We start from the raw sequence: 21,243 nt of genomic DNA on the forward strand, positions 1-21,243 counted from the left end.
TAAAAGGACGGCTGTGGATCGAATGAAAGAAGAACTTATCTAGTAACAAGGAATTTATAAGAAAAGACAGCAAACAGTGAACTTTTTTGTGTTTTGTTGTATAATGCAAATTACTGAAAAGTTGCGACCTTCAAATCGTAGATGATTTCAGAATCTATAATTGAAATGATGGTGAAACGATCATGTCTAACGAAAACACCCGTGTGGTGGTTGGAATGAGTGGCGGGGTAGACTCGTCAGTAACAGCACTTTTGCTGAAAGAACAAGGGTATGATGTTGTCGGGATCTTTATGAAAAATTGGGATGATACCGATGAAAACGGTGTTTGTACCGCAACAGAAGACTACAAAGACGTAGCCAAAGTGGCTGCGCAAATCGGGATTCCTTATTATTCAGTGAATTTCGAAAAAGAATATTGGGACCGTGTATTTGAATATTTCCTTGCAGAATACCGTGCCGGACGGACACCTAATCCAGATGTCATGTGTAACAAGGAAATCAAGTTCAAAGCCTTTTTGGATTATGCGATGGATCTTGGTGCCGATTATGTAGCAACTGGCCATTATGCGCAAGTGACCGTTGATGAAAACGGCGTGACTCATATGTTGCGAGGCGTGGATAACAACAAAGATCAAACGTATTTCTTAAGCCAATTGTCACAAGAACAATTGAGCAAAACCATGTTCCCACTAGGCGGCATGGAAAAATCAGAAGTACGAGCGATCGCTGAACGGGCAGGTCTAGCAACAGCCAAGAAAAAAGATTCCACGGGTGTCTGCTTTATCGGAGAAAAGAATTTCAAACAATTTTTGAGTAATTACTTGCCAGCGAAAAAAGGCAATATGGTTACATTAGATGGCGAAGTCAAAGGACAACACGATGGTTTGATGTACTACACCATCGGACAACGTCAAGGCTTAGGCATTGGCGGCGGCGGTGCCACTCAAGAACCATGGTTTGTCGTAGGAAAAGACTTGGCGACCAACACTTTGTATGTGGGGCAAGGATTCCATCACCCCGCATTGTATGCAGATCGCTTGGAAGCAAGCCAAATCCACTTTACTACAGAACAAGACCGCGGCACGGAATTTTCATGCACAGCAAAATTCCGCTACCGTCAACAAGATGTACCAGTAACGGTGCGTCTATTAGATGGAGATCGAGCAGAAGTGATTTTTGACGAACCAGTCCGCGCCATCACTCCTGGACAAGCAGTCGTTTTTTATGACGGGATGGAATGCTTGGGCGGCGGTTTGATCGATGCAGCCTACAAAGAAGCCAAAGAATTACAATATGTTTAACCACTAACACAATCAGTCCTAGCTAAGAACACTGAACCAATCAGTTGCACTTAGCTAGGGCTTTTTATCAATCAATTCGAAAATCCGAATAGAGCGAGCGCTTTCTATTTTAAAAAAATAGTCAAATTATGCTATAATTTAGATAGAAAATGAATGTTTTTGATGCATTGGCATTTTTAAAAGAAAGGAGGAGGAGCATGAATCGTACAAAAGCCAATCTCATGAAATCGGGGTTTGTCGTTAGTGTCGTAGGGGTGGTGATGCTTCATCAGACTCAGGTCGTTTCAAGTCAAATCAACCATCTTGCCTTAGCCGTACTATTGGGTTTAGCCGGGTATTTGCTTGTTTTTAAAAAGTTCTACTTTTTGTCCTCTCAAATTGCGGGGCATTCCGATCAGTATAATCAAGCAGAAGTCAAGTGGGGCAAAATTGCGGGAGTTGTCGCCTTCTTTATTGCTCTGATCAATTTGATTTTGGTCATTGTGTGAGTGTGGCGGAAAAAAAGCCGCCAAAAGAAATCTTTGACGGAAACTGGGTTGCTTTGCTCATGATCGATCATCAAATTCGGCTTGGTGTGCTTGAAAAAAGCGGTAATACTGCTGGACACTGGCTAACTGGGTCCACTTCCGAACATCGACGGGCGTTTGATCCAAATCATAGATTTTGGCTTCCTTTAAAGATAAAACGAAAGGACTATGGGTAGCAATAATGAATTGACACTGTTCATAGCGGACAAAATCTTCCAGTAACTGCACCAGTTCCAGCTGACGCTCAGCAGAAAGAGAATTTTCTGGTTCATCTAATAAGTAAAGGCTGTTGGGACGAATCTTTTCTTGAAAGAAGCGAAAGGCACTTTCACCATTGGAATATTCTCGGACATTGTCGATCAAGTGCTTGCGGGTGAATTTGGACTGTGTGTTGGATCGTGCAAGATTGATTTTCTTCAATTCATGGTAATCGTCAAAACCCGTGAAACGAAAGTCTGCATACTTTGCTTGGTAGTATTCTTGGAATACTTCTTCTCGGCGATGATCGATCCCTTGATTCAAATTTCGAATAGCCAGCATGTAATCAAAGACATCATCGCTGGTCAAAAGTACTTTTTCTTGCGGTTCGTCGATGCTGCCAGTAGTACAGTAGGCTAAGTAGTCCTCGGAAAAATTCGAGCGATTATACGCAGCAAAGCGCTGCGCGTGGATCTTTTCGGCAATCACGTTCAATGCGGTGGTTTTGCCAGAACCATTGCCGCCATATAAGATCGTGACCGGTTCAAAATCGATCTGCTGAAAAAGGCGGGCACTGAGAATCTGAAAAGGGTAGTAAGAATCATAAACGGTTCGTTTGATGGAAAGGAAAAAATCAAACTCGGTCTCTTGATCGGGAAAAGTGATTTGTTCGAGATACATGGGGCACCTCCTGGCAATTTCGTGATTGTCATTATTGTAGCATATCCATCGCAGACAAATTTTTTTTACGAGGTTAAAATAAATCTTGTTTGATATTTTTTTAATCTTTTGATGTTATATTCACAACAGGAAACATCTGTGCTAGACTATAGGGGCATAGAAATGATGTAATCTTAAACAACCGATAAATCGTACAAAAAAACGAGGGTTTAATGAATTTTTAAAGCAATGTTTAAATGCTGAAACTTATTCCTTGCAAGTTTAAGTAAAAGTGACTAATATGAGGAAGGAATCGTGAAAGGAGCAATGGAATGTATCAAGTAGTAGTCATGTATGGGGACAATGAACCGTGGTGGTTTTTTGAGGGATGGCAGTCAGATATTCAAGAGGCGTTCACATTTGCAACTTTCAGCGAGGCGCAGTCATTTTATGAACAAAAATGGCAAGAAATCAGAGAAGAGTATTCGTACATAAATGCAAAATCAAACTTTATGACGGCTTTTTGGAATGAAGAAGACGAACGCTGGTGCGAAGAATGCGACGATTACCTCCAACAATATATTGGACTGGCATTGCTTAAAGAATATCAGCAAGTCGTCGATGAAAGCAGGAAAGATTTTTATGAAACAACTAATTCTAGCGGAAAAGCCAAGCGTTGCCAAAGACCTCAGCAAAGTTTTGGGCTGTGAGCAAAAACATAAAAATTATTACGAAGGACCCAAGGCGATCGTTACTTGGGCCCTTGGTCATTTATTGGGCTTGAAAATGCCTGAAGATTTAAACAAAGACTGGGCATCATGGCAGATGGAAACGTTACCGATGATCCCTAAGTCCATCGGGATCAAGCCGTTGCCAAAAACCGGTCATCAACTAAAAGCCATCAAACAATTGGCTCAAAGAAAAGATGTCGGGGAAGTCGTGATCGCTACCGATGCGGGAAGAGAAGGGGAGCTAGTCGCTCGCTGGATTTTGGAGTGGGTTCGTTTTGACAAACCAGTCAAACGTTTGTGGATTTCTTCGCAAACCCCTAAAGCCATCAAAGAAGGCTTTGCAAAATTGCAGTCAGCCAAGCACTACGACAATCTTTACTACTCCGCCCTTGCGCGGGCAAAAGCCGACTGGCTGGTAGGGTTGAATGTCACCCGGGCATTGACGGTCAAATATCAAGACAATCTTAGTGCGGGTCGGGTCCAAACCCCTACCTTAGCTTTGGTGCGCAGTCAGGAAATGCAGATCGAGAGTTTCCGTCCGCAAACCTATCATGTGATTACCCTAAACGTAGGCGATGCCAAGGCCCGCCTGCAGCAAAAAAATCCCTATCAACTAAAAGAACGCAGCGACGCCGAAGCATTGGTCAAGCAAATGAGTCAACAAAATGGTCGCGTGACAGCGATCGAAGAAAAGGTCAAAACAGAAAGTGCACCATTGCCTTATGATTTGACCGAGATCCAACGAGAAGCCAATCAGCGTTATGGATTTTCAGCCAAGAAGACCTTGTCGCTTGTTCAAAGCTTGTATGAAACCCATAAAATCGTCACTTACCCAAGGACGGATTCCAAGTATTTGACCAATGATATGAAGGCAACCATGAAGGAACGCCTGCAGGCAGTTGCGGATTTTGCCCCAGAAGTCAAAGGATACTTGAAAAATGGCGGACAAGTGGTGCAGCAAGCTGTCTTCAATGATAAAAAAGTTACCGATCACCATGCCCTATTGCCAACGGAACAGCGGGCACGTTATGAAAAATTAACTACCGATGAACAACGGATCTATCAAATGATCGTTAGTCGTTTCTTAATGCTCTTTGCGAAACCCCATAAAAAGCAGCAGCAGAAAGTGACCGTGACCTTTGGTTCAGAAACCTTTGTATTCAACCGCAATACCGTGTTAGAAGCGGGATGGAAAACGACTTCTGAAGAAGAAACCAGTGATGTGGCTTGGCAAAAAGGCAGTACCGTCAAGCCTGAGTTTACCATCCAGAAAGAGTTGACTACACCACCGAAACCGTTGAATGAAGGAACTCTTTTAGGCAAAATGGAAAAACACAGTCTTGGTACGCCGGCAACCCGTGCGGAGATCATTGAAAAGCTGATCAAATCTGAGCTGATGGAGCGGACCCCAAGCGGCTTGCAAGTATCGCCAAAAGGCAAGCAGCTGTTAGTCTTAGTCAATCCATCCTTGGTGACACCAGAATTGACGGAAAAATGGGAGAAGGAACTGGAAGCCATTGCGAAAGGCACCTATTCTGCCCAAACCTTCCTCGCACAAATCGAAGCAGACACAAAACAATTGGTTAAAGAAATCAAGCAAAGTGAGAGCAAGTACCAAGATTTCTCATTGACCCAAAAACGGTGTCCAGAATGCGGCGAACCATTGCGGGAGAAAAATACCCGTGATGGCAAGATCTATGTTTGTTCCAGTGGCACCTGCAAGTACCGTCGTCGGAAAGACCCGAAAGTTTCAAACCGACGCTGCCCGCAATGCCACCGAAAGATGGAGATCATTGAAGGCAAAAACGGCGCCTATTTCCGCTGTAAATTCGATGGGACCACCGAAAAAATGGCGGATAAAAAGGAACGCAGCAAAAAGCTGTCGAAACACGAAGAACGCCGCTTGATGAACAAAATCAATCAAGAAGAACCGCAAGAAAGCCCATTAGCAGCTGCTTTAAAAGCTGCGATGGAGAAGAAATAACTGCATGAGGTAGAAAATGAAAAAGAGTGAGGACGATTTTGCTGTCCCTCACTCTTTTTTTGCATCCCTTCACTCATCTAGGCATTTTTTTGACGGTATTCTTTCGGTGAGATTTTTTCTTTCTTCTTGAACAAAAAGGAAAAATAATTTGGGTCATTGTAGCCAACATCAAAGGCGATCTCAGATAGCCGTAGATTGGTCGTTAACAGCAGTTCCTTAGCTAAGGTCAACCGTTGCTCGGTCAAGTATTCGATAAACGTAGAATCAGTGGCTTGCGAGAAGATGGTGCTGAAATGTGCTGGACTCAAATGAACTTTTTCAGCAACTACATTTAAGGAAATATTGGGATCAGAAAAGTGCTCACTAATAAAGGCTTTGGCTTGATTGATGACGCTTTGATATTTCGCCATTGCAGGATTGATGGGTTGTTTGGTTAATAATGGCAACAGTTCTGCCAGAGTCGTTTGATAGTTCTCTGGCTCATGGGTCAATGCCGCTAGATAGTCTAAGTCATGGGCGTGCTGAACGATCTGGGGCAGCGAATGACTGTCTTTTTTCTTCAACAATGCCAGCAGTTCGACTAAGACGAACAAACGGTACATTTGCGTTCGCTCAACGGTTCCTTGAGGCGCCATCAATTCAGCGATCAGCTCAGGGATCGTCTGTTTCCCAGCATTTGCCAGCCGTGAAGCAAGGTCGGTTTTGAAAGGATTGGTGGGGGACAGTTCCCCTTCGCGAATGTCGTCTTCATAGCTGATGATTTTTTCCTTGCGGATGCTGCCATAGGTTTTTAGCATGTCACGAGCTTTCTGATAAGAAAGAGAGATGCCCGAGAAGCGATCTGCTACCGGTCCGATCGCCACTGCTACTTCTTCCCCAGAACCATGAACGAGGCTTTGAGCGATCTGATAGGCTTTTTCTAAAACTTGTTCTCGGTCATGGTCAAAAAGCAAAAACTTGATGAAGCGGCTAGAAACACTGGAGAACAAGACGGCATCGTCTTGTTCATAGGCTTTGGTCAGCTGCTGGCTAAAGCGAGTGTAGTCAGAAAAGCTTTGATTGAAGGGGGTTTTTGCTAAGAGTACACAAAACTGTTTGCCTGAAAAGCGCCGGCCCAGTTCTTCTGCTTGCAAAAAGGCTTCTGAGATCGTGATCTTTTGTTTAAAGAGGTGATTCAGAAAGTGATTCTTTTTGATTTCCATTTCGAATAAATCGTCTTCTTTGGATAATTGTTGATGAGTGGCTTGTTGTTCATCTAAATGTTGAACGACGGTTTTGATGGCTTGTTCTAATTCTTCGTTTTTGATGGGCTTGAGCAAGTAATCGTCTGCTTGCAGCTGCAGTGCCGTTTTTGCATAGTCAAAATCATCAAAGCCGCTAACGAAAATAATGCGAACTTGCGGCAATAATTTCTTGGCTTCTTTCGCAAAGACCAAGCCGTCCATAAACGGCATTTTGATATCACTGATAATAATATCAGGACGCAGATCAAGGATCGAAGCCAGCGCCAATTCGCCATCTGCGGCTTCATCGCTATAAACGATCGGGTATTGTTTGGCGAGAGTCATGATTTGGTGGCGCAAACTATCGCGAATCAGATGTTCATCTTCAACTATGAACACTTTGTACATGGTTGGGTTCCTCCCTTTTTGGTACTGTGACGTTAATCGTGGTGCCTTCTTGGTATTGACTGTGGATCGTCAGTTGCGCTTCGCTGCCGTAGTTCAGCTGGAGACGGCGATAGACGTTATATAGGCCATAGCCGCTCTCAGAGGCGGGATCAGTGGTTTCTTTAAGGTTACGACGAATCTCCTCCAAACGCTCAGGGTCGATTCCAACGCCGTTGTCACTGATGGTCATTTGAATCTGGTGAGGCAATTCTGACACTGTGATTCGAATCATGCCGACACGACGGACAAATTTGGTGCCATGATAAACGGCGTTTTCAACAAGGGGCTGCAGGACCATTTTCAAAACCTGTAGTTCTGGACTGACAGTTTGATCTTCAAGGGTGTAAGACAGCATCCTGCCATAGCGGATCTGCAAAATCTTCAAGTAATCGTCCACATGCCGCAATTCTTTTTCCAGCGGAATCCAGTCTTGCCCTTTGCTTAAGGAGATGCGGAAAAAATCTGACAGCGCATAAGTCATTTCGGTTGCTTGCTCGTAACGGGCAGCTTCGATCAAAGAAACGATCGCATCTAAACTATTATAGATGAAATGTGGAGTGATCTGGGCTTGTAAGACCCGCACCTCACTTTGGGCTAAGTGATACTGCTTCAAGGCATTTTCTTCCAAGAGCCGAGTCAAGTCATCTGCCATTCGATTCAAGCTACTCGTCAGAGTCCGCAGCTCTGGGGTTTCGGGCAGTTCTGCTCGGTAGCTCAAATGTCCTTGGGATAGTTCATTGGAAAGGTCTAACAACTGATCCAGCGGGTATTGCAGATTGTCACGAACAAAGCGGCGGTTTTTATTGATAATCGCAAAGATGATCAAAAGCAACACGACCTGAAAAAGGATCAGCAGCAACACGGATTGGACTAGTTCGTGATTGGTTTGGCTGGCTAAGCTGATCTCTACCCCGACAAACTGCTGCAAAATATCGGATAGCAAATCGATCACCGAATCCACTTGGATCATGACGTATTGGTTTTGTTCCACCGGTTCATCGTTGAGAATATTATCGATCAACTGTTGCTGATAGGTTTCTAAAGAATCGAGCGTCCGAAAGGCGACTGCTAAAATATTGAGCTCTTTGGCAGTGCTGGTATTTTCTTGAATGTGCTGCAGATCGCTCCTTAGTTCATCGATCACATTGGTTTCTTGGACTTGTGCGACGGTTTTTTGACCAAAGACTAAATCCCACATTTCTTCCAAGACAATGGCATCGACTTTTTCCGATAATTGATTGGCTTCTTCAATATTGTTGATGGTGTTTTGGTAAATAAAAATCTGCCGCGAGTAAAAGACACTGCTTACTACGAGGGGGATAAAGGCGACCAGGATCATCAGTTTGTTGGTCTGCTGGAAGATGCCCTTGATACTTTTTGTTTTCATCTTCATCTCCTCAATAATTTCTCGGTGGAATCTGATCAAAGTCCATATCACTGGAAAAAACTGTTTCATGGACATAGATTTCACGAGGAATGGCATCGGCGCCGCGAGCCAAGTAGCGCGAGATGGCATTTTTGACGAACACACCAGCGTCTGGGTTGCATTCAACGACACAATTGACGATCCCTTGCTTCAATTTGTCGATCATTTCTTTTTGGGCATCGATCGATACGATCACCAAATCCTTCCCTGGCTCAATATCGGTTTTTTCGAGGGCTTCAAGAGCGCCAAGAGTCATCTCGTCATTGTGACTGAACAAGACATCGATCTGCTCCATTTTGCCTTCTGCGATGTATTGTTCAATGACTTCTTTGCCTTTGCGGCGAATGAAGTCACCATTTAGCTCATCTTTGACTTGGATCGTTACATTGTTGTGGGCATAATCACGCTTGATGGTTTCTCGGAACCCTTCTGAGCGCAAATACGTCGGAGAAGTAGCATCCAGTCCCGTCAATTCTAAAACATTGATCGTTTCATTTTGATGTTCTTTATAATAATTGCTGACGTAGAGACCTGCACGATTGCCCTCGGCTTTGAAGCTTGGCCCGATATGAGTCAGAAACAAGGAGGGATCGCTGACGTTGACATGACGGTCCACCACGAAAACGGGAATCCCCGCTTGCGCAGCTTCTTCCAAAATCGGTTCCCAATTGTTTTCCTGAATCGGGGTAAAGACGATGGCATCGACTTGATACACGATAAAACTGCGGATATCTTGAATCTGACGTTCTTGATTCATATAGCCGTTACGATAGAGCACTTCATAGCCTTCCTTCTCTAATTCAGTGCGAATCGATTCGGTGTGGCGTTTACGCCAGCTGCTTTCTGTTCCCGATTGAGAAAAACCGATCACGATACTTTCTTCCGATGTTTCAGCGGTCGTTTCTTTGACTGCTTGGCAACCAGCCAAGAAAGACAAACACAAACAAAGGAGTAACCCAATTTTTATATTCCTCATTTTTTTCACCTCTATGGTCTATTCTACTAAAAAATACGGAAGCGCTTTACACAAAATATCAAATCAAATAAAAACCAAGGGAATCTTAAAAAATCCAAGATTACGAAAAGAAATGGGGGCAACTGAGTCGTTTTTTCTCAAGAAATCCAAGAAACCTCGAAAAAATCTAAATGTAAGCGATTCCTTAACTGGCTATACTGAGAATGTAAGAAAAAGACATGGAGGGATCACAATGAAAGGTACTTTTGGTAAATTGGTCGTCCTAGCATCCACCTTATTGGTTGGCGGATTGTTAGCAGCTTGTGGGAATGGATCAGACAGCGGGGCAAACGGTGACGGAGACAAAGGATTTGTTGGGATCGCGATGCCGACCAAATCGGCAGAACGGTGGATCGCAGATGGCGACAACATGGTAGAAGAATTAGAGAAGCTCGGCTATAAAACTGACCTGCAATATGGAGAAGACAAAGTAGAAAACCAAGTGGCACAAATTGAGAATATGATCACCAAAGGCGTTGATACTTTAGTGATCGCCTCGATCGATGGTTCGGCACTGACAGACGTGTTGGAAAAAGCCCATAACGAAGACATCACAGTCATCGCCTATGACCGTTTACTGATGAACTCGGAATACGTCGATTATTATGCCACCTTTGATAATTTTGGAGTCGGCGTGCTGCAAGCGTCTTATATTGAAGACAAATTGGGTCTCAAAGACGGTGAAGGACCATTTAACATTGAATTATTCGGCGGCTCTCCAGATGATAACAATGCACTGATCAATTATAATGGGGTCCTTTCGGTCTTCCAACAATACTTTGACAGCGGACAGCTAGTCGTTCCTTCTGGTCAAACCAACTTCAACCAAATCGCTACTTTGCGTTGGGATGGTTCAACTGCGCAAGCTCGGATGGATAACTTGTTGAGTGCCAACTATACGGATCAAACATTGGATGCCGTTCTTTCACCTTATGATCCAATCAGCCTAGGAATCATTTCATCGCTTAAAGGCGTTGGCTATGGTTCTTCCGATAAACCACTACCTGTGATTACCGGTCAAGATGCGACGGTGGCAGGGGTGAAATCGATCATCGCGGGCGAACAGACCCAAACGATTTTCAAAGATACACGGGTGTTGGCGAAAAACACGATCGAAATGATCGAAGCCATCACCAATGGCGAGGAAGTGCCAGTCAACGATACGGAAACCTATGACAATGGCGTCAAAGTCGTACCAACCTACTTGTCAAATCCCGTTTCTGTGGATAGCGACAACTATAAAGAAGAACTGATCGATACCGATTACTATACAGAAGAAGAGCTAGGCATTTAAGCAAGAAGCGCTGATCCAGCGAGAAAAGATACATGGTTTCCCCGAAAGCAGTAGGGAAGAACGAATCATCCCCACTATTCGTTCTTTCCGCTTTTCTTACAAAGGCAGCGCACCACTTTTACATAAAAAGGAAAAGGGTGAAAGAACATGGCAGATAATATTTTGATGATGAAAGGCATCGTCAAAGAGTTTTCAGGGGTTCGCGCCCTTGATAACGTCAACCTCTCGATCGAGCGAGGAGAGATCCACGCACTGTGTGGAGAAAATGGCGCTGGCAAGTCCACGCTGATGAATGTCTTAAGCGGACTCTATCCTTACGGCAGCTATGACGGAGAGATCTATTATGAAGGGGAGTTATGCAAGTTCAAAGATTTGCGGGACAGTGAGGACAAAGGAATCGTTATTATTCATCAAGAGTTAGCATTAAGTCCTTACCTGTCGATCAAAGAAAATATCTTTCTAGGAAACGAACAAGCCAAACACGGCATCATTGATTGGGATCTGACCGAAAAGAAAACAGACAACCTCTTAAAGATCGTTGGCTTGAAATTAGACCCGAATACGCTGGTTTCACAAATCGGTGTCGGGCATCAACAGCTGGTGGAAATTGCCAAAGCATTTTCAAAATCCGTCCGATTGTTGATTTTAGATGAGCCAACCGCGGCGTTGAATGAAGAAGAAAGCGCCAATCTGTTAGAGCTGATCAAAGAGTTTCGCAACCAAGGGATTACCTCGATCATCATCTCTCACAAGTTGAATGAAATCGTCAATGTGGCGGATCGCATCACGATTTTACGTGACGGGCAAACGATCGAGACGCTGAGTGGTGCCGAAATCTCTGAAGAGCGCATCATTCGCGGCATGGTTGGGCGAGATTTGACCAATCGCTACCCCGAGCGGAACCCCACTATTGGTGAACCGTTTTTTGAAGTCAAAAATTGGACGGTCCATCATCCAATCGACCATACCCGTGTGGTGAATGAGAATTTGAACTTGATGATCCGCAAAGGAGAGATCATCGGCATCGCTGGTTTGATGGGTGCGGGACGGACTGAGTTTGCCATGAGTGTCTTCGGTCATTCCTACGGCAGTTCGATTTCGGGGGAAGTCTATAAAGACGGCCAACCGATTTCTGTCAAAGACGTGCCAACCGCCATCAAAAATGGGTTAGCCTATGTGTCGGAAGATCGAAAAGCGCTGGGCTTGAATCTGCTGATGGATATTCGCGAGAATACCACCATTGCTAGTCTTGCCAAAATCAGCCGCCAAGGGGTCATCGATAAAGAAAAAGAAGTCACGATGGCTGAAGAATTCCGCAAAAAAATGCGGACGAAAACCAATTCGATCTATCAAAACGTCGGCAGCTTGAGCGGCGGGAATCAGCAAAAAGTCGTTTTGGCAAAATGGCTGATGACCACACCAGACATCTTATTTTTAGATGAACCGACCCGTGGGATCGATGTCGGGGCGAAATACGAAATCTATACGATCATCGAAGAGATGGCAGCAGCTGGCAAAGCCATTTGCATCATCTCCTCGGAGCTGCCAGAACTATTAGGCATGTGTGATCGAATCTATACGATGAATGAAGGCCGCTTCACTGGCGAGGTCCTGCGGGAAGAGGCGGATCAAGAACGATTGATGAATCTAATGACATTAGAAGAGAGTGGGGTTTGAGATGGAAACAACCAATAAATTAAAAAAAGAACGCAGCCATTCGCTGAAAGAAAAGGCACTGGAAATCTTTAGCAAATACAGTATGATCATTATCTTAGCAGTGCTGCTGGTGGCCTTTCAGCTCATGACCGACGGGATTTTCTGGCGGCCGCTGAATATCACCAACCTCGTGTTACAAAACAGTCATATTCTCGTTTTGGCAGCTGGTATGCTCTTGGTCGTCTTGTTAGGACACGTTGATTTATCCGTAGGGTCCGTGATGGCGTTTGTCGGTGCGATTGCAGGCGTCTTAATGGTCAATAACGGCATCAGTCCTTGGCTGGCAGTGCCTCTTTGCTTACTGATGGGCGCAGTGATCGGTGCCTGGCAAGGGTTCTGGGTCGCGTATGTCGGTATCCCAGCATTTATCGTGACCTTGTCTGGTTTACTGATGTTTCGAGGACTGACCCAAGTCGTCTTAGGGGGTCAATCATTGGCGCCGTTTCCCAAGGCATTCCAACAAATTTCTACTGGGTATTTGCCAGATATTGCAGGCGGTCAGATCCATTTACTTTCCATGATTTTAGGTGTAGTGATCACGGGCATCCTGATTTTAGGCCAATGGCGGACCCGTGAGCGTCGCAAAAAAAATCTTTTTGAAGTGGAATCAATGGCAGCCTTTGCCTTTAAAGCCGTCTTTACTGCGGTCGTATTTCTCGGCGCTACCTATATCTTTGCCTCTTATCAAGGGTATCCGATCATTTTGATCGTCTTAGGGGTGATCGTGGCTGCTTATGGCTTTTTGACTAACAAAACCGTTGCTGGTCGTCAAATCTATGCAACCGGCGGCAACAAAAAAGCAGCCGAACTTTCTGGGATCAAGACGAAGAAAATCACCTTCTGGGTCTTCGTGAACATGGGGATGATGGCAGCTTTGGCGGGCTTGGTTTTAGCCGCTCGGTTGAACGCAGCCACCCCGCAAGCAGGAACGTCAATGGAATTAGATGCAATGGCCGCAGTGTATTTCGGCGGTGCTTCCACCTCAGGCGGTATTGGTACTGTGATGGGTGCGATCGTTGGTGGGCTCGTGATGGGTGTCTTAAACAATGGGATGTCGATCTTAGGAGTCGGTGTCGATTGGCAGCAAGCCATCAAAGGGTTGATTTTGCTGCTGGCCGTCGTGTTGGATATCTACAATAAGAAAAAGAAAATATCGTAGGAGGGCCTGTTTATGGAGGAACAAGCACAAAAGACGATTTTATTGATTTGTACCGCAGGTATCACTACGGGTCTCTTAGTGAAAAACATGCAGCGGGCTGCAGATGAAAAAGGATTAGCCGTGCATATCTATTCGGCACCAGCCATCATTGCTGAACAGATCCTGCAGCAGCAGACTGTCGATGCCTTGCTGATCGGTCCGCAGTCGAAGTACGAAGTCAATCGATTGAAAGACTTTCTCATGGTCAAAGCGGTGCCTTATAAATTGATCAAAGAAACAGATTACGAGTTGTTAGATGGCGAAGCTGTCCTTGCAGACAGCCTGACCCTCTTGCAAAACGATCGCTAACCAGCAGCTTGGCAAAAAGCTAGGTGGTCAGCAGTTGAATAGGCTCCCCAGAGTAGTGCTTGTCATCCCCCACAAGCACTACTCTTTTTGTGGTGCTTTTCTGCCTACACTAGCCAAGAAAGCCCCTCTTAAGCAGCAATGCGTGGCAAGCCCGTTGGTTCGTTTTCTCGTGTTTAGGACATCGCATCATAGACAAACAAAAGAGAAGTTGAGGGGGAAGAGGACGAAGCTGACACCACGCGTATGCTGTCTAAAGGCAAGTGATGGGCGAGTGTTTCACGTACTTAAAGCATCGTGGCTGTGGGCGGTAGGAGGGGGGAAATGAGCTGATTACACCGCTTCTGGTTTCTCGTTCGTAACTAAGCGTTTCGTAGGAAACACAACGAAACCCAAAAACAGACAGTCTGCTGACTGTCTGTTTTTAGGGGATACAAATAAGGAATAAAAGTGGATATTAGTTAAATGCGACTGCCTAGGGGGCAAATCCGAGAACAGTGCATGGTAACTACAAATTAAGGAAGTGTGATGACATTTTCTGAATCTTTGTCGAAGAAGTGTGCTTTGTTGATGTTGAAAGCCAAATCAACCGTTTCACCTGGACGGTGGAAGTCACGAGCATCAACTTTCGAGATAAATTCAGTCGCACCTACGCGTGTATAAAGCATCGTTTCTGCACCTAATAATTCAGATACGACTACTTCGGCACGTACAGTTGCTTCAGGAGAAGCTTCCAATGCGATTTGTTCACTGTGAATATCTTCTGGACGAATACCAAAGACTAATTGTTTGCCTTCGTACCCTTTTTCCACAAGAATCTTGTTCTTGCCTTCAGGAATACGTAAGTTCAAGCTTTGTCCATCAGAGATCATACCGTTTTTCAACGTAACATTGAAGAAGTTCATTGCTGGTGAACCGATAAAGCCGGCAACGAAAATGTTTTTCGGTGTGTTGTAGACTTCTTTTGGTGAACCGATTTGTTGAATGAAGCCATCTTTCATGATAACGATCCGGTCAGCCATGGTCATCGCTTCTGTTTGGTCATGGGTTACATAGATCGTCGTTGTTTCTAAACGTTGGTGTAATTTTGCGATTTCCGCACGCATGGCAACCCGCAATTTCGCATCTAAGTTTGACAACGGCTCATCCATCAAGAAGACTTTGGCATCACGGACGATGGCACGGCCTAGGGCAACCCGTTGACGCTGACCACCTGAAAGGGCAGCTGGTTTACGATCTAAGTATTCTGTCAATCCTAAGATCTCAGCGGCATTTTCTACCCGTTTTTTAATTTCTTCTTTGTCGTATTTACGCAATTTCAAACCAAATGCCATGTTGTTGAAAACAGTCATATGGGGATACAATGCGTAGTTCTGGAAAACCATCGCGATGTCGCGGTCTTTTGGTGCCACATCGTTCATTACTTTTCCACCGATGCTCAATTCGCCTTCAGAAATATCTTCTAAACCAGCGATCATTCGAAGCGTTGTTGATTTTCCGCAACCAGAAGGTCCAACGAAAACGATGAATTCGCGATCTGCGATATCTAAATTAAAATCAGTTACCGAATACGCATCATTATTATCATATTTTTTGTGGATATTTTTTAAGGCCATTTCTACCATTGGGATTACCTCTTTCCATTTAGTTTACATGAACATCATAAATGAAAACGCTTCGAAGGTGCAACGGAAACATGCACAAGAAAAAAACGTTTTCTTGTGCATGTTGTTTAATTGCTCTGATGGGTGAACTGATCGATCAATAAATAGCAAAGCAGCAGATCATCCATATTTTTTAAATTTAAGCGCGTCAGTGTTTGAAACTTATCGATCTTATATAGGAGAGAATTCCGATGCATAAACAGTTCTTTGGCTGTGGAGCTTGCATTGCCTTGATTGCGCCACAGGGATTGAATGATCGTTTCGGTCTCTTCTTCAAACCAATCTAGATACAAGGTACGAAACAAGGAAATATACTCGGAAAAGCCGTTGCGAAAAAGAGAGAAGACCACTTTGGGCAGATCCATACTTTTACTGGTAGTTTTCGTTTTTAACTCATTTTTGAACAGGGTAGATTCACTCGTCCATAAGGTAGTGAAGTCGTGGCGTGGGTGATGGAAGGGACCGACGAATAGCTGAGAATAGCAGTCGAAATCCATATCCAAAGCCACGAATAAGCCGTCAAGATCTTCGATGGGCAAATTGGCACCATCTTGTTTTTCTACGATCACCGCATGGTTTTCGGTGAGGAAAAAAAGATCCACTACGCTAGGGAGCATTTGCTGGATCTCTGTGATCCATTCGGATTGTAAGGAGTCGATGGTTCGGGTGAAATGAACTTGCAGCAGGCGAATCCACTCTGGCTCTTGAACGGGCTGATGTTCAAATAAAATCGGATACCATGGATGGTTTCGGTTATCGATTTCTGGTTGCAAAGAGCCGTTTCCCAGTTGGATCAGCAGTTTTTCACTGTCACTTAATTGGTCAGTTGGCAGCCAAATATATTTTTTGCCGAAAGCGATGGATTCGATGTCCTTCGTTGTGGATACTTTGTCATGCAGCGTTGCCTGGGGGAAACGCGCTTTGATGTCATTAAAAGAAAAAATGAGAAAGACCTCCTTTGAGATGCTCTACGTATTCTTCATTTAGTATAGCATGTTCTAAAAAAACCGTTCAAAATTTTCTCAGGAAAAAAACACAGCCCTTCACCGAAATCTCTGCCTTCGCATGGCAGGAGGGCGGCTTTTTTCTCCGAAGTGATTGCTTCTATAATCCTAACAGTTGTTTTTTCTTGAATGCAAATTCTTCTTCAGTCAAAATTCCTTCGTCGACCAGCACTTTTAGTTCGCGTAGTTCAGCAATGAGCGCTTCCGTCGGCTTCGCAGCTGGTGGTGTCGATGGGTTCGTTAACGGGACCGACCGCTCCCGAGGGAAGTTGGTGAGGTAGCGCTGTATGATCCGAGCAATCACCAGGTCTTTTTCGGCAAAGCAAAGGGAGTGATTCGGTTCCATTCGTCTGAAGGAATGGGTTTCTCTGATCGCTCCGCCGCCAATATACAATTCTAAAAAGCCATTGCCTTTCCAAAGTCCTGATTCAGCAACTTCTTTCAGATTGACACTGGTGATTTGGGGAATCTGCAGAACCTGTTTCGCTTTCTTCTTGTAATCGATGATCGTGAGGGTATCTTCTGAAATGACCCAAGCATCACGATAATGATAGGAAAGTAATTTGATTTTTCCAGCCTCTTCATCCACGTAACTTTTGGCTGATTGCCCACCAAGTGCTGCCAAATGATCCGTTAAAAATTCATAGGCTTTTTGGGCATCGATTCGATTGGTGAAATAGAGCAATTGAGAATTACCTGGTACCTGCAGTCGGAGGTAGTCCACTAAGAGACCTTTGCCTATATGTAATTCCACATCGGCAATTTTTGCCATGGGGATCTTTTCATCTGGGATTTTTGGATGGGTGTTGTTTATCCAGACGCCTTTTTTCGTAATGAGCCAACGACAGCTGGCATCATGTCTGCGATTTTCTCGATATTTTTTTGAATACAAAATAATGGGTTCCTCGTAGGTTTCATTAGGTGTTCTCGTCAAAATACTTACCTCCTTAAACGTAATAAGCAACATTTTATTCAATTATACAACAAATAGTGTTTTGATTCGTTTTATTCTGATTAAAATAAAGGGTATTTATCATTTATCTTCTTTTCGTTAGGTTTTTTTAGAAAAAAAGCCATAGCAGCAATTGACACGGAAGCGGTTTCTTGGTATCTTAGATGTACGGACAACTTTTGAAAGATGGGATTAAAATGGCGAATAAGTACGAACAACTTGCGGATATCTTAAGAGAGAAGATCCGCTTAGGCACCTATCAAGAAGGCGATGCGATCCCTTCAGAAGCAACCTTACAGGAAGAATTTCATTATAGCCGTCACACGGTACGCCAAGCGATCGCTGTTTTGGTCAATGAAGGCTATTTAAGAAAAGAACGGGGCTCAGGTACCTACGTTTCAAAACCTGAGACTGTCAATCATAAAAACCGCAAAACGATCGGGATCATCATGACCTATTTGTCTGATTATATTTTCCCTTCGATCATGCGCGGCGTGGAACAGACATTGCGGGAGCAAGGCTATTCACTGCTTCTAGGATCAACCAACAATGACCATGAGCAAGAAAGAGCGTGCTTGCAGCAAATGATGGATCAAGGGGTAGACGGGTTGATCGTTGAGCCAACGAAGAGCAGCCAGTACAACCCAAATCTTGCTTATTATGTCGCCCTCCAAGAAGCCGGGATTCCTCTCGTCATGATCAATGCCTATTATGAAGAACTAGACTTGCCGCATATTTGTGTCAACGATACACGTTCTGGTTTTTTAGCAACCAATTATTTATTAGAACAACAGCATCAGCAGTTGATGATGATCACGAAAATCGATGACTTACAAGGGAAATATCGGATGAAAGGGTTTGTCAAAGCATTGACCCAAGCCAAGCGGACGTTTGCAGCAGAAGACGTCTTGACGTATACGACCGAGACGAAAGAAGCCGTTATTGAACAAGCGATCCAGCGCTTGACGGCTGCCGATAATCAAGTCACAGGCATCGTTTGTTACAACGATGAGATCGCGCATCGCTTGATTCAAGCATTGACGGCTGCTGGGAAGAACGTTCCTACTGATTTTTCGATCGTGGGTAACGATGACTCGCCTCTTAGCACCTTGTCCACACCGACGATCACCACACTGACTCACCCGAAAGAAGCGATGGGGGAATTGGCGGCACAATGGATCACTACAGGTAAGGCAACAGAAGCGCAACGCTTTTATTTTGAACCGGAGCTGATCGTTCGCGGTTCAGTCAATAACCAAAAAGGAGAATAAGAAGATGACGCAACAAGTAAGGCAAGCAATTATTGACGGGCGCACGTCTCTTGGGATCGAGCTAGGCTCGACACGGATCAAAGCTGTCTTGATCGATGAGCAGTTTCAGACGATCGCTTCAGGTAGCTTTGAATGGGAAAATCAATTGGAGCAAGGGATTTGGACCTACTCACTAGAGGCGATTTGGCAAGGACTGCAAGCCAGCTACCAAGAGTTGGCGCACAACATCCAACAGCAATTTGAGGTACCTTTGACGACGATCGGCAGTATCGGTTTTTCTGCAATGATGCACGGCTATATGGCTTTTGATCAGCAAGGCACGCTGTTGGTACCTTTTCGGACATGGCGCAATGCGATCACGGAAGAAGCAGAAAAAGCCTTGACGGCATTGTTCCAATACAACATCCCGCAGCGTTGGAGTATCGCGCATTTGTATCAAGCGATTTTGAATCAAGAAGCCCACGTCCCAGAGGTTGCTTTTTTCACTACCTTAGCCGGCTATGTCCATTGGCAGCTGACAGGGGAAAAAGTTATCGGAATCGGCGATGCATCAGGGATGTTCCCAATCGACAGTACGACAAAAGACTATGATGCGAATATGCTGCAGCAATTTGATGCACAAATCAGCAGTCTAGGGTATCCTTGGCAGATCAAAGACCTTTTGCCGCAAGTGTTGACAGCAGGCGAACCAGCCGGCACATTGACGGCAGAAGGGGCAAAAAAACTCGACCCAACTGGTACTTTGCAAGCTGGCATCCCGTTATGTCCGCCAGAAGGCGATGCGGGCACTGGCATGGTTGCCACGAATAGTGTGGCACAGCGAAGCGGGAATGTTTCAGCCGGGACGTCTGCTTTTGCCATGATCGTCTTAGAAGAACCCTTAACTAAAGTGTATCCAGAGATCGATTTGGTCACGACGCCTTCTGGTGATTTGGTGGGGATGGTCCATACGAATAACTGTACCTCGGAGATCAATGCCTGGGTCAAACTTTTCCGCGAATTTGCCGACGCAGCTGGAATGAAACTCTCCACGGAAGAATTGTTTACGACCTTATTCAACGAAGCATTGAAAGGGGATTCAGACTGTGGCGGGATGCTTTCTTATGGCTATTATTCTGGTGAAAATATCACTAAGATCCCTGAAGGACGGCCGCTTTTCGTCCGATCGCCAGAGAGTTCTTTTACTTTAGCAAATTTCATGCGCTTACATCTGTTTAGTGCCTTTGGTGCGATGAAGATCGGGATGAAGATTCTGGAAGCCGAAGACGTCGCTATTGATCGAATCGTTGGTCACGGTGGGATCTTCAAAACGCCAGAAGTTGCCCAACGTGTCTTGGCAGCTGTCATGGAAGCCCCAGTCACGGTCATGGAAACGGCTGGTGAAGGCGGCGCCTGGGGGATCGCCCTTTTAGCAGCGTACCTTCGCCGTCATACGCCAGAACAATCCTTGGCAGCATTCTTAGCAGATCAAGTGTTTAAAAATGACCACGGCGTGACCTTAGCCCCGACAGAAGCCGACATTCAGGGGTTCACCGTCTTTACCCAACGTTACCAAGCAGGGTTGCCGATCGAGCAAGCGGCAATCGATGCGTTGATTTAAAAAGAAAGAAGGGAATTTTGTGTTAGAAGGATTAAAAGAAGAAGTCTTTCAGGCCAATTTGGCATTGCCTAAGCAAGGATTGATCAAATACACCTGGGGCAATGTGTCAGCAGTGGATCGCCAACAGCAATTGTTTGTCATCAAACCTAGCGGTGTTGACTATGAAACCATGCAAGCCAGTGATATGGTGGTTTGTGATTTTGAGGGCAACGTAGTGGAAGGAGCGAAAAATCCTTCCTCCGATACGCCAACGCATGCCGTTTTATACAAAGCATTTCCAGAAATTGGTGGAATCGTCCATACCCATTCTACTTGGGCGACGAGCTGGGCTCAGGCAGGACTCGATCTGCCAGCGATGGGCACGACCCATGCCGATACGTTTTATGGAGCAGTCCCATGTGCGCGCTTTTTGACGCAAGCCGAGATCGATGAAGGCTATGAAGCACAAACAGGACAGGTGATCGTCGAAACCTTTAAGGAACGCGGCATCACGCCAGAAGAAATTCCTGGTGTCTTGCTTCACGGTCATGGACCGTTTACCTGGGGCAAAACGGCGGATGCGGCGGTGATGAACGCAGTGGTCTTAGAAGAAGTTGCTAAGATGAATTTTATCACGCGTCAGCTGAACAGTTACGCACCCGAATTGCCGCAGCGGGTCTTAGACAAACATTATTTACGCAAACATGGAGAAAATGCCTATTACGGGCAAAAATAACGAAAAAGGAG

Annotated in this window: 18 protein-coding genes; 11 read left to right on the forward strand and 7 right to left on the reverse strand. The window is 44.9% G+C overall.

What is annotated here, in order from left to right; all coding sequences use genetic code 11:
* Positions 1 to 182 precede the first annotated feature (182 nt).
* Positions 183 to 1,301, forward strand: coding sequence for a tRNA 2-thiouridine(34) synthase MnmA (mnmA, locus tag A5867_RS02985; RefSeq protein WP_026008140.1), 1,119 nt, complete (start codon positions 183 to 185; stop codon positions 1,299 to 1,301).
* 197 nt (positions 1,302 to 1,498) lie between these two features.
* Entirely contained in the window at positions 1,499 to 1,789 is a 291-nt protein-coding gene (locus tag A5867_RS02990; RefSeq protein WP_249270007.1) for a hypothetical protein, read from the forward strand.
* 57 nt (positions 1,790 to 1,846) lie between these two features.
* On the opposite strand, the gene A5867_RS02995 is transcribed toward A5867_RS02990, so the two are convergent.
* On the reverse strand, positions 1,847 to 2,707 hold the full coding sequence (locus A5867_RS02995; protein WP_087626830.1) for an AAA family ATPase: 861 nt from the start codon (positions 2,705 to 2,707) through the stop codon (positions 1,847 to 1,849).
* 311 nt (positions 2,708 to 3,018) lie between these two features.
* Between A5867_RS02995 and A5867_RS03000 the strand changes: the two genes are divergently transcribed.
* Positions 3,019 to 3,396 carry a DUF1033 family protein gene (locus A5867_RS03000; RefSeq protein WP_005227251.1) on the forward strand — a complete coding sequence of 126 codons (378 nt, stop codon included), beginning with the start codon at positions 3,019 to 3,021 and terminating at the stop codon, positions 3,394 to 3,396.
* Complete coding sequence (locus tag A5867_RS03005; protein ID WP_005227252.1) at positions 3,329 to 5,401, forward strand: DNA topoisomerase III; 2,073 nt, start codon at positions 3,329 to 3,331, stop codon at positions 5,399 to 5,401. The genes A5867_RS03000 and A5867_RS03005 overlap by 68 nt, the downstream gene beginning before the upstream one ends.
* Before the next feature lie 77 nt (positions 5,402 to 5,478).
* On the opposite strand, the gene A5867_RS03010 is transcribed toward A5867_RS03005, so the two are convergent.
* From A5867_RS03010 to A5867_RS03020, 3 genes are read right to left on the reverse strand one after another with little or no spacing between them, the layout of a single operon-like run.
* A complete protein-coding gene (locus A5867_RS03010) occupies positions 5,479 to 7,032 on the reverse strand; it encodes a response regulator (protein ID WP_015508871.1) in 1,554 nt (517 codons plus the stop codon).
* A complete protein-coding gene (locus A5867_RS03015; protein WP_087626831.1) occupies positions 7,010 to 8,458 on the reverse strand; it encodes a histidine kinase in 1,449 nt (482 codons plus the stop codon). The genes A5867_RS03010 and A5867_RS03015 overlap by 23 nt, the downstream gene beginning before the upstream one ends.
* 10 nt (positions 8,459 to 8,468) lie before the next feature.
* Positions 8,469 to 9,473, reverse strand: a complete 1,005-nt coding sequence (locus tag A5867_RS03020) for an ABC transporter substrate-binding protein (protein WP_016609598.1) — start codon at positions 9,471 to 9,473, stop codon at positions 8,469 to 8,471.
* A 232-nt stretch (positions 9,474 to 9,705) separates the two neighbouring features.
* Here A5867_RS03020 and chvE point away from each other — a divergent pair, with 232 nt between their 5' ends.
* The 4 genes from chvE (at position 9,706) to A5867_RS03040 (ending at position 14,029) form a co-directional block, all read left to right on the forward strand.
* Positions 9,706 to 10,806, forward strand: a complete 1,101-nt coding sequence (gene chvE, locus A5867_RS03025; protein ID WP_005231478.1) for a multiple monosaccharide ABC transporter substrate-binding protein — start codon at positions 9,706 to 9,708, stop codon at positions 10,804 to 10,806.
* A gap of 147 nt (positions 10,807 to 10,953) precedes the next feature.
* A complete protein-coding gene (mmsA, locus tag A5867_RS03030) occupies positions 10,954 to 12,483 on the forward strand; it encodes a multiple monosaccharide ABC transporter ATP-binding protein (RefSeq protein ID WP_005231476.1) in 1,530 nt (509 codons plus the stop codon).
* Between the two features lies 1 nt (position 12,484).
* On the forward strand, positions 12,485 to 13,681 hold the full coding sequence (gene mmsB, locus A5867_RS03035) for a multiple monosaccharide ABC transporter permease (protein ID WP_005227258.1): 1,197 nt from the start codon (positions 12,485 to 12,487) through the stop codon (positions 13,679 to 13,681).
* A gap of 12 nt (positions 13,682 to 13,693) precedes the next feature.
* Positions 13,694 to 14,029, forward strand: coding sequence for a PTS sugar transporter subunit IIB (locus A5867_RS03040; protein ID WP_010748708.1), 336 nt, complete (start codon positions 13,694 to 13,696; stop codon positions 14,027 to 14,029).
* Positions 14,030 to 14,541: 512 nt separating this feature from the next.
* On the opposite strand, the gene ugpC is transcribed toward A5867_RS03040, so the two are convergent.
* From ugpC to A5867_RS03060, 3 genes are all read right to left on the reverse strand, one after another.
* Positions 14,542 to 15,651 (reverse strand): sn-glycerol-3-phosphate ABC transporter ATP-binding protein UgpC, encoded by a 1,110-nt coding sequence (ugpC, locus tag A5867_RS03050; protein WP_005227260.1) that lies wholly within the window; start codon positions 15,649 to 15,651, stop codon positions 14,542 to 14,544.
* A gap of 107 nt (positions 15,652 to 15,758) precedes the next feature.
* Positions 15,759 to 16,463: a helix-turn-helix domain-containing protein gene (locus A5867_RS03055; RefSeq protein WP_249270008.1), complete on the reverse strand. Its 705-nt coding sequence runs from the start codon at positions 16,461 to 16,463 to the stop codon at positions 15,759 to 15,761.
* Between the two features lie 331 nt (positions 16,464 to 16,794).
* Positions 16,795 to 17,661, reverse strand: coding sequence for an SHOCT domain-containing protein (locus A5867_RS03060; protein WP_087626833.1), 867 nt, complete (start codon positions 17,659 to 17,661; stop codon positions 16,795 to 16,797).
* Positions 17,662 to 17,843: 182 nt separating this feature from the next.
* On the opposite strand from A5867_RS03060, the gene A5867_RS03065 reads away from it, so the two are divergent.
* From A5867_RS03065 to A5867_RS03075, 3 genes are read left to right on the forward strand one after another with little or no spacing between them, the layout of a single operon-like run.
* The gene (locus A5867_RS03065) at positions 17,844 to 18,917 is read left to right on the forward strand and encodes a GntR family transcriptional regulator (RefSeq protein WP_015508875.1); all 1,074 of its coding nucleotides are present in this window, start codon (positions 17,844 to 17,846) and stop codon (positions 18,915 to 18,917) included.
* A 4-nt stretch (positions 18,918 to 18,921) separates the two neighbouring features.
* Entirely contained in the window at positions 18,922 to 20,517 is a 1,596-nt protein-coding gene (locus A5867_RS03070) for an FGGY-family carbohydrate kinase (protein ID WP_087626834.1), read from the forward strand.
* Positions 20,518 to 20,536: 19 nt separating this feature from the next.
* Positions 20,537 to 21,232, forward strand: a complete 696-nt coding sequence (locus A5867_RS03075; protein ID WP_008376133.1) for an L-ribulose-5-phosphate 4-epimerase — start codon at positions 20,537 to 20,539, stop codon at positions 21,230 to 21,232.
* Positions 21,233 to 21,243 lie beyond the last annotated feature (11 nt).

The organism is Enterococcus sp. 6D12_DIV0197 (assembly GCF_002174385.1).
In the GTDB taxonomy this organism is placed as follows: Bacteria; Bacillota; Bacilli; order Lactobacillales; family Enterococcaceae; genus Enterococcus_D; species Enterococcus_D casseliflavus.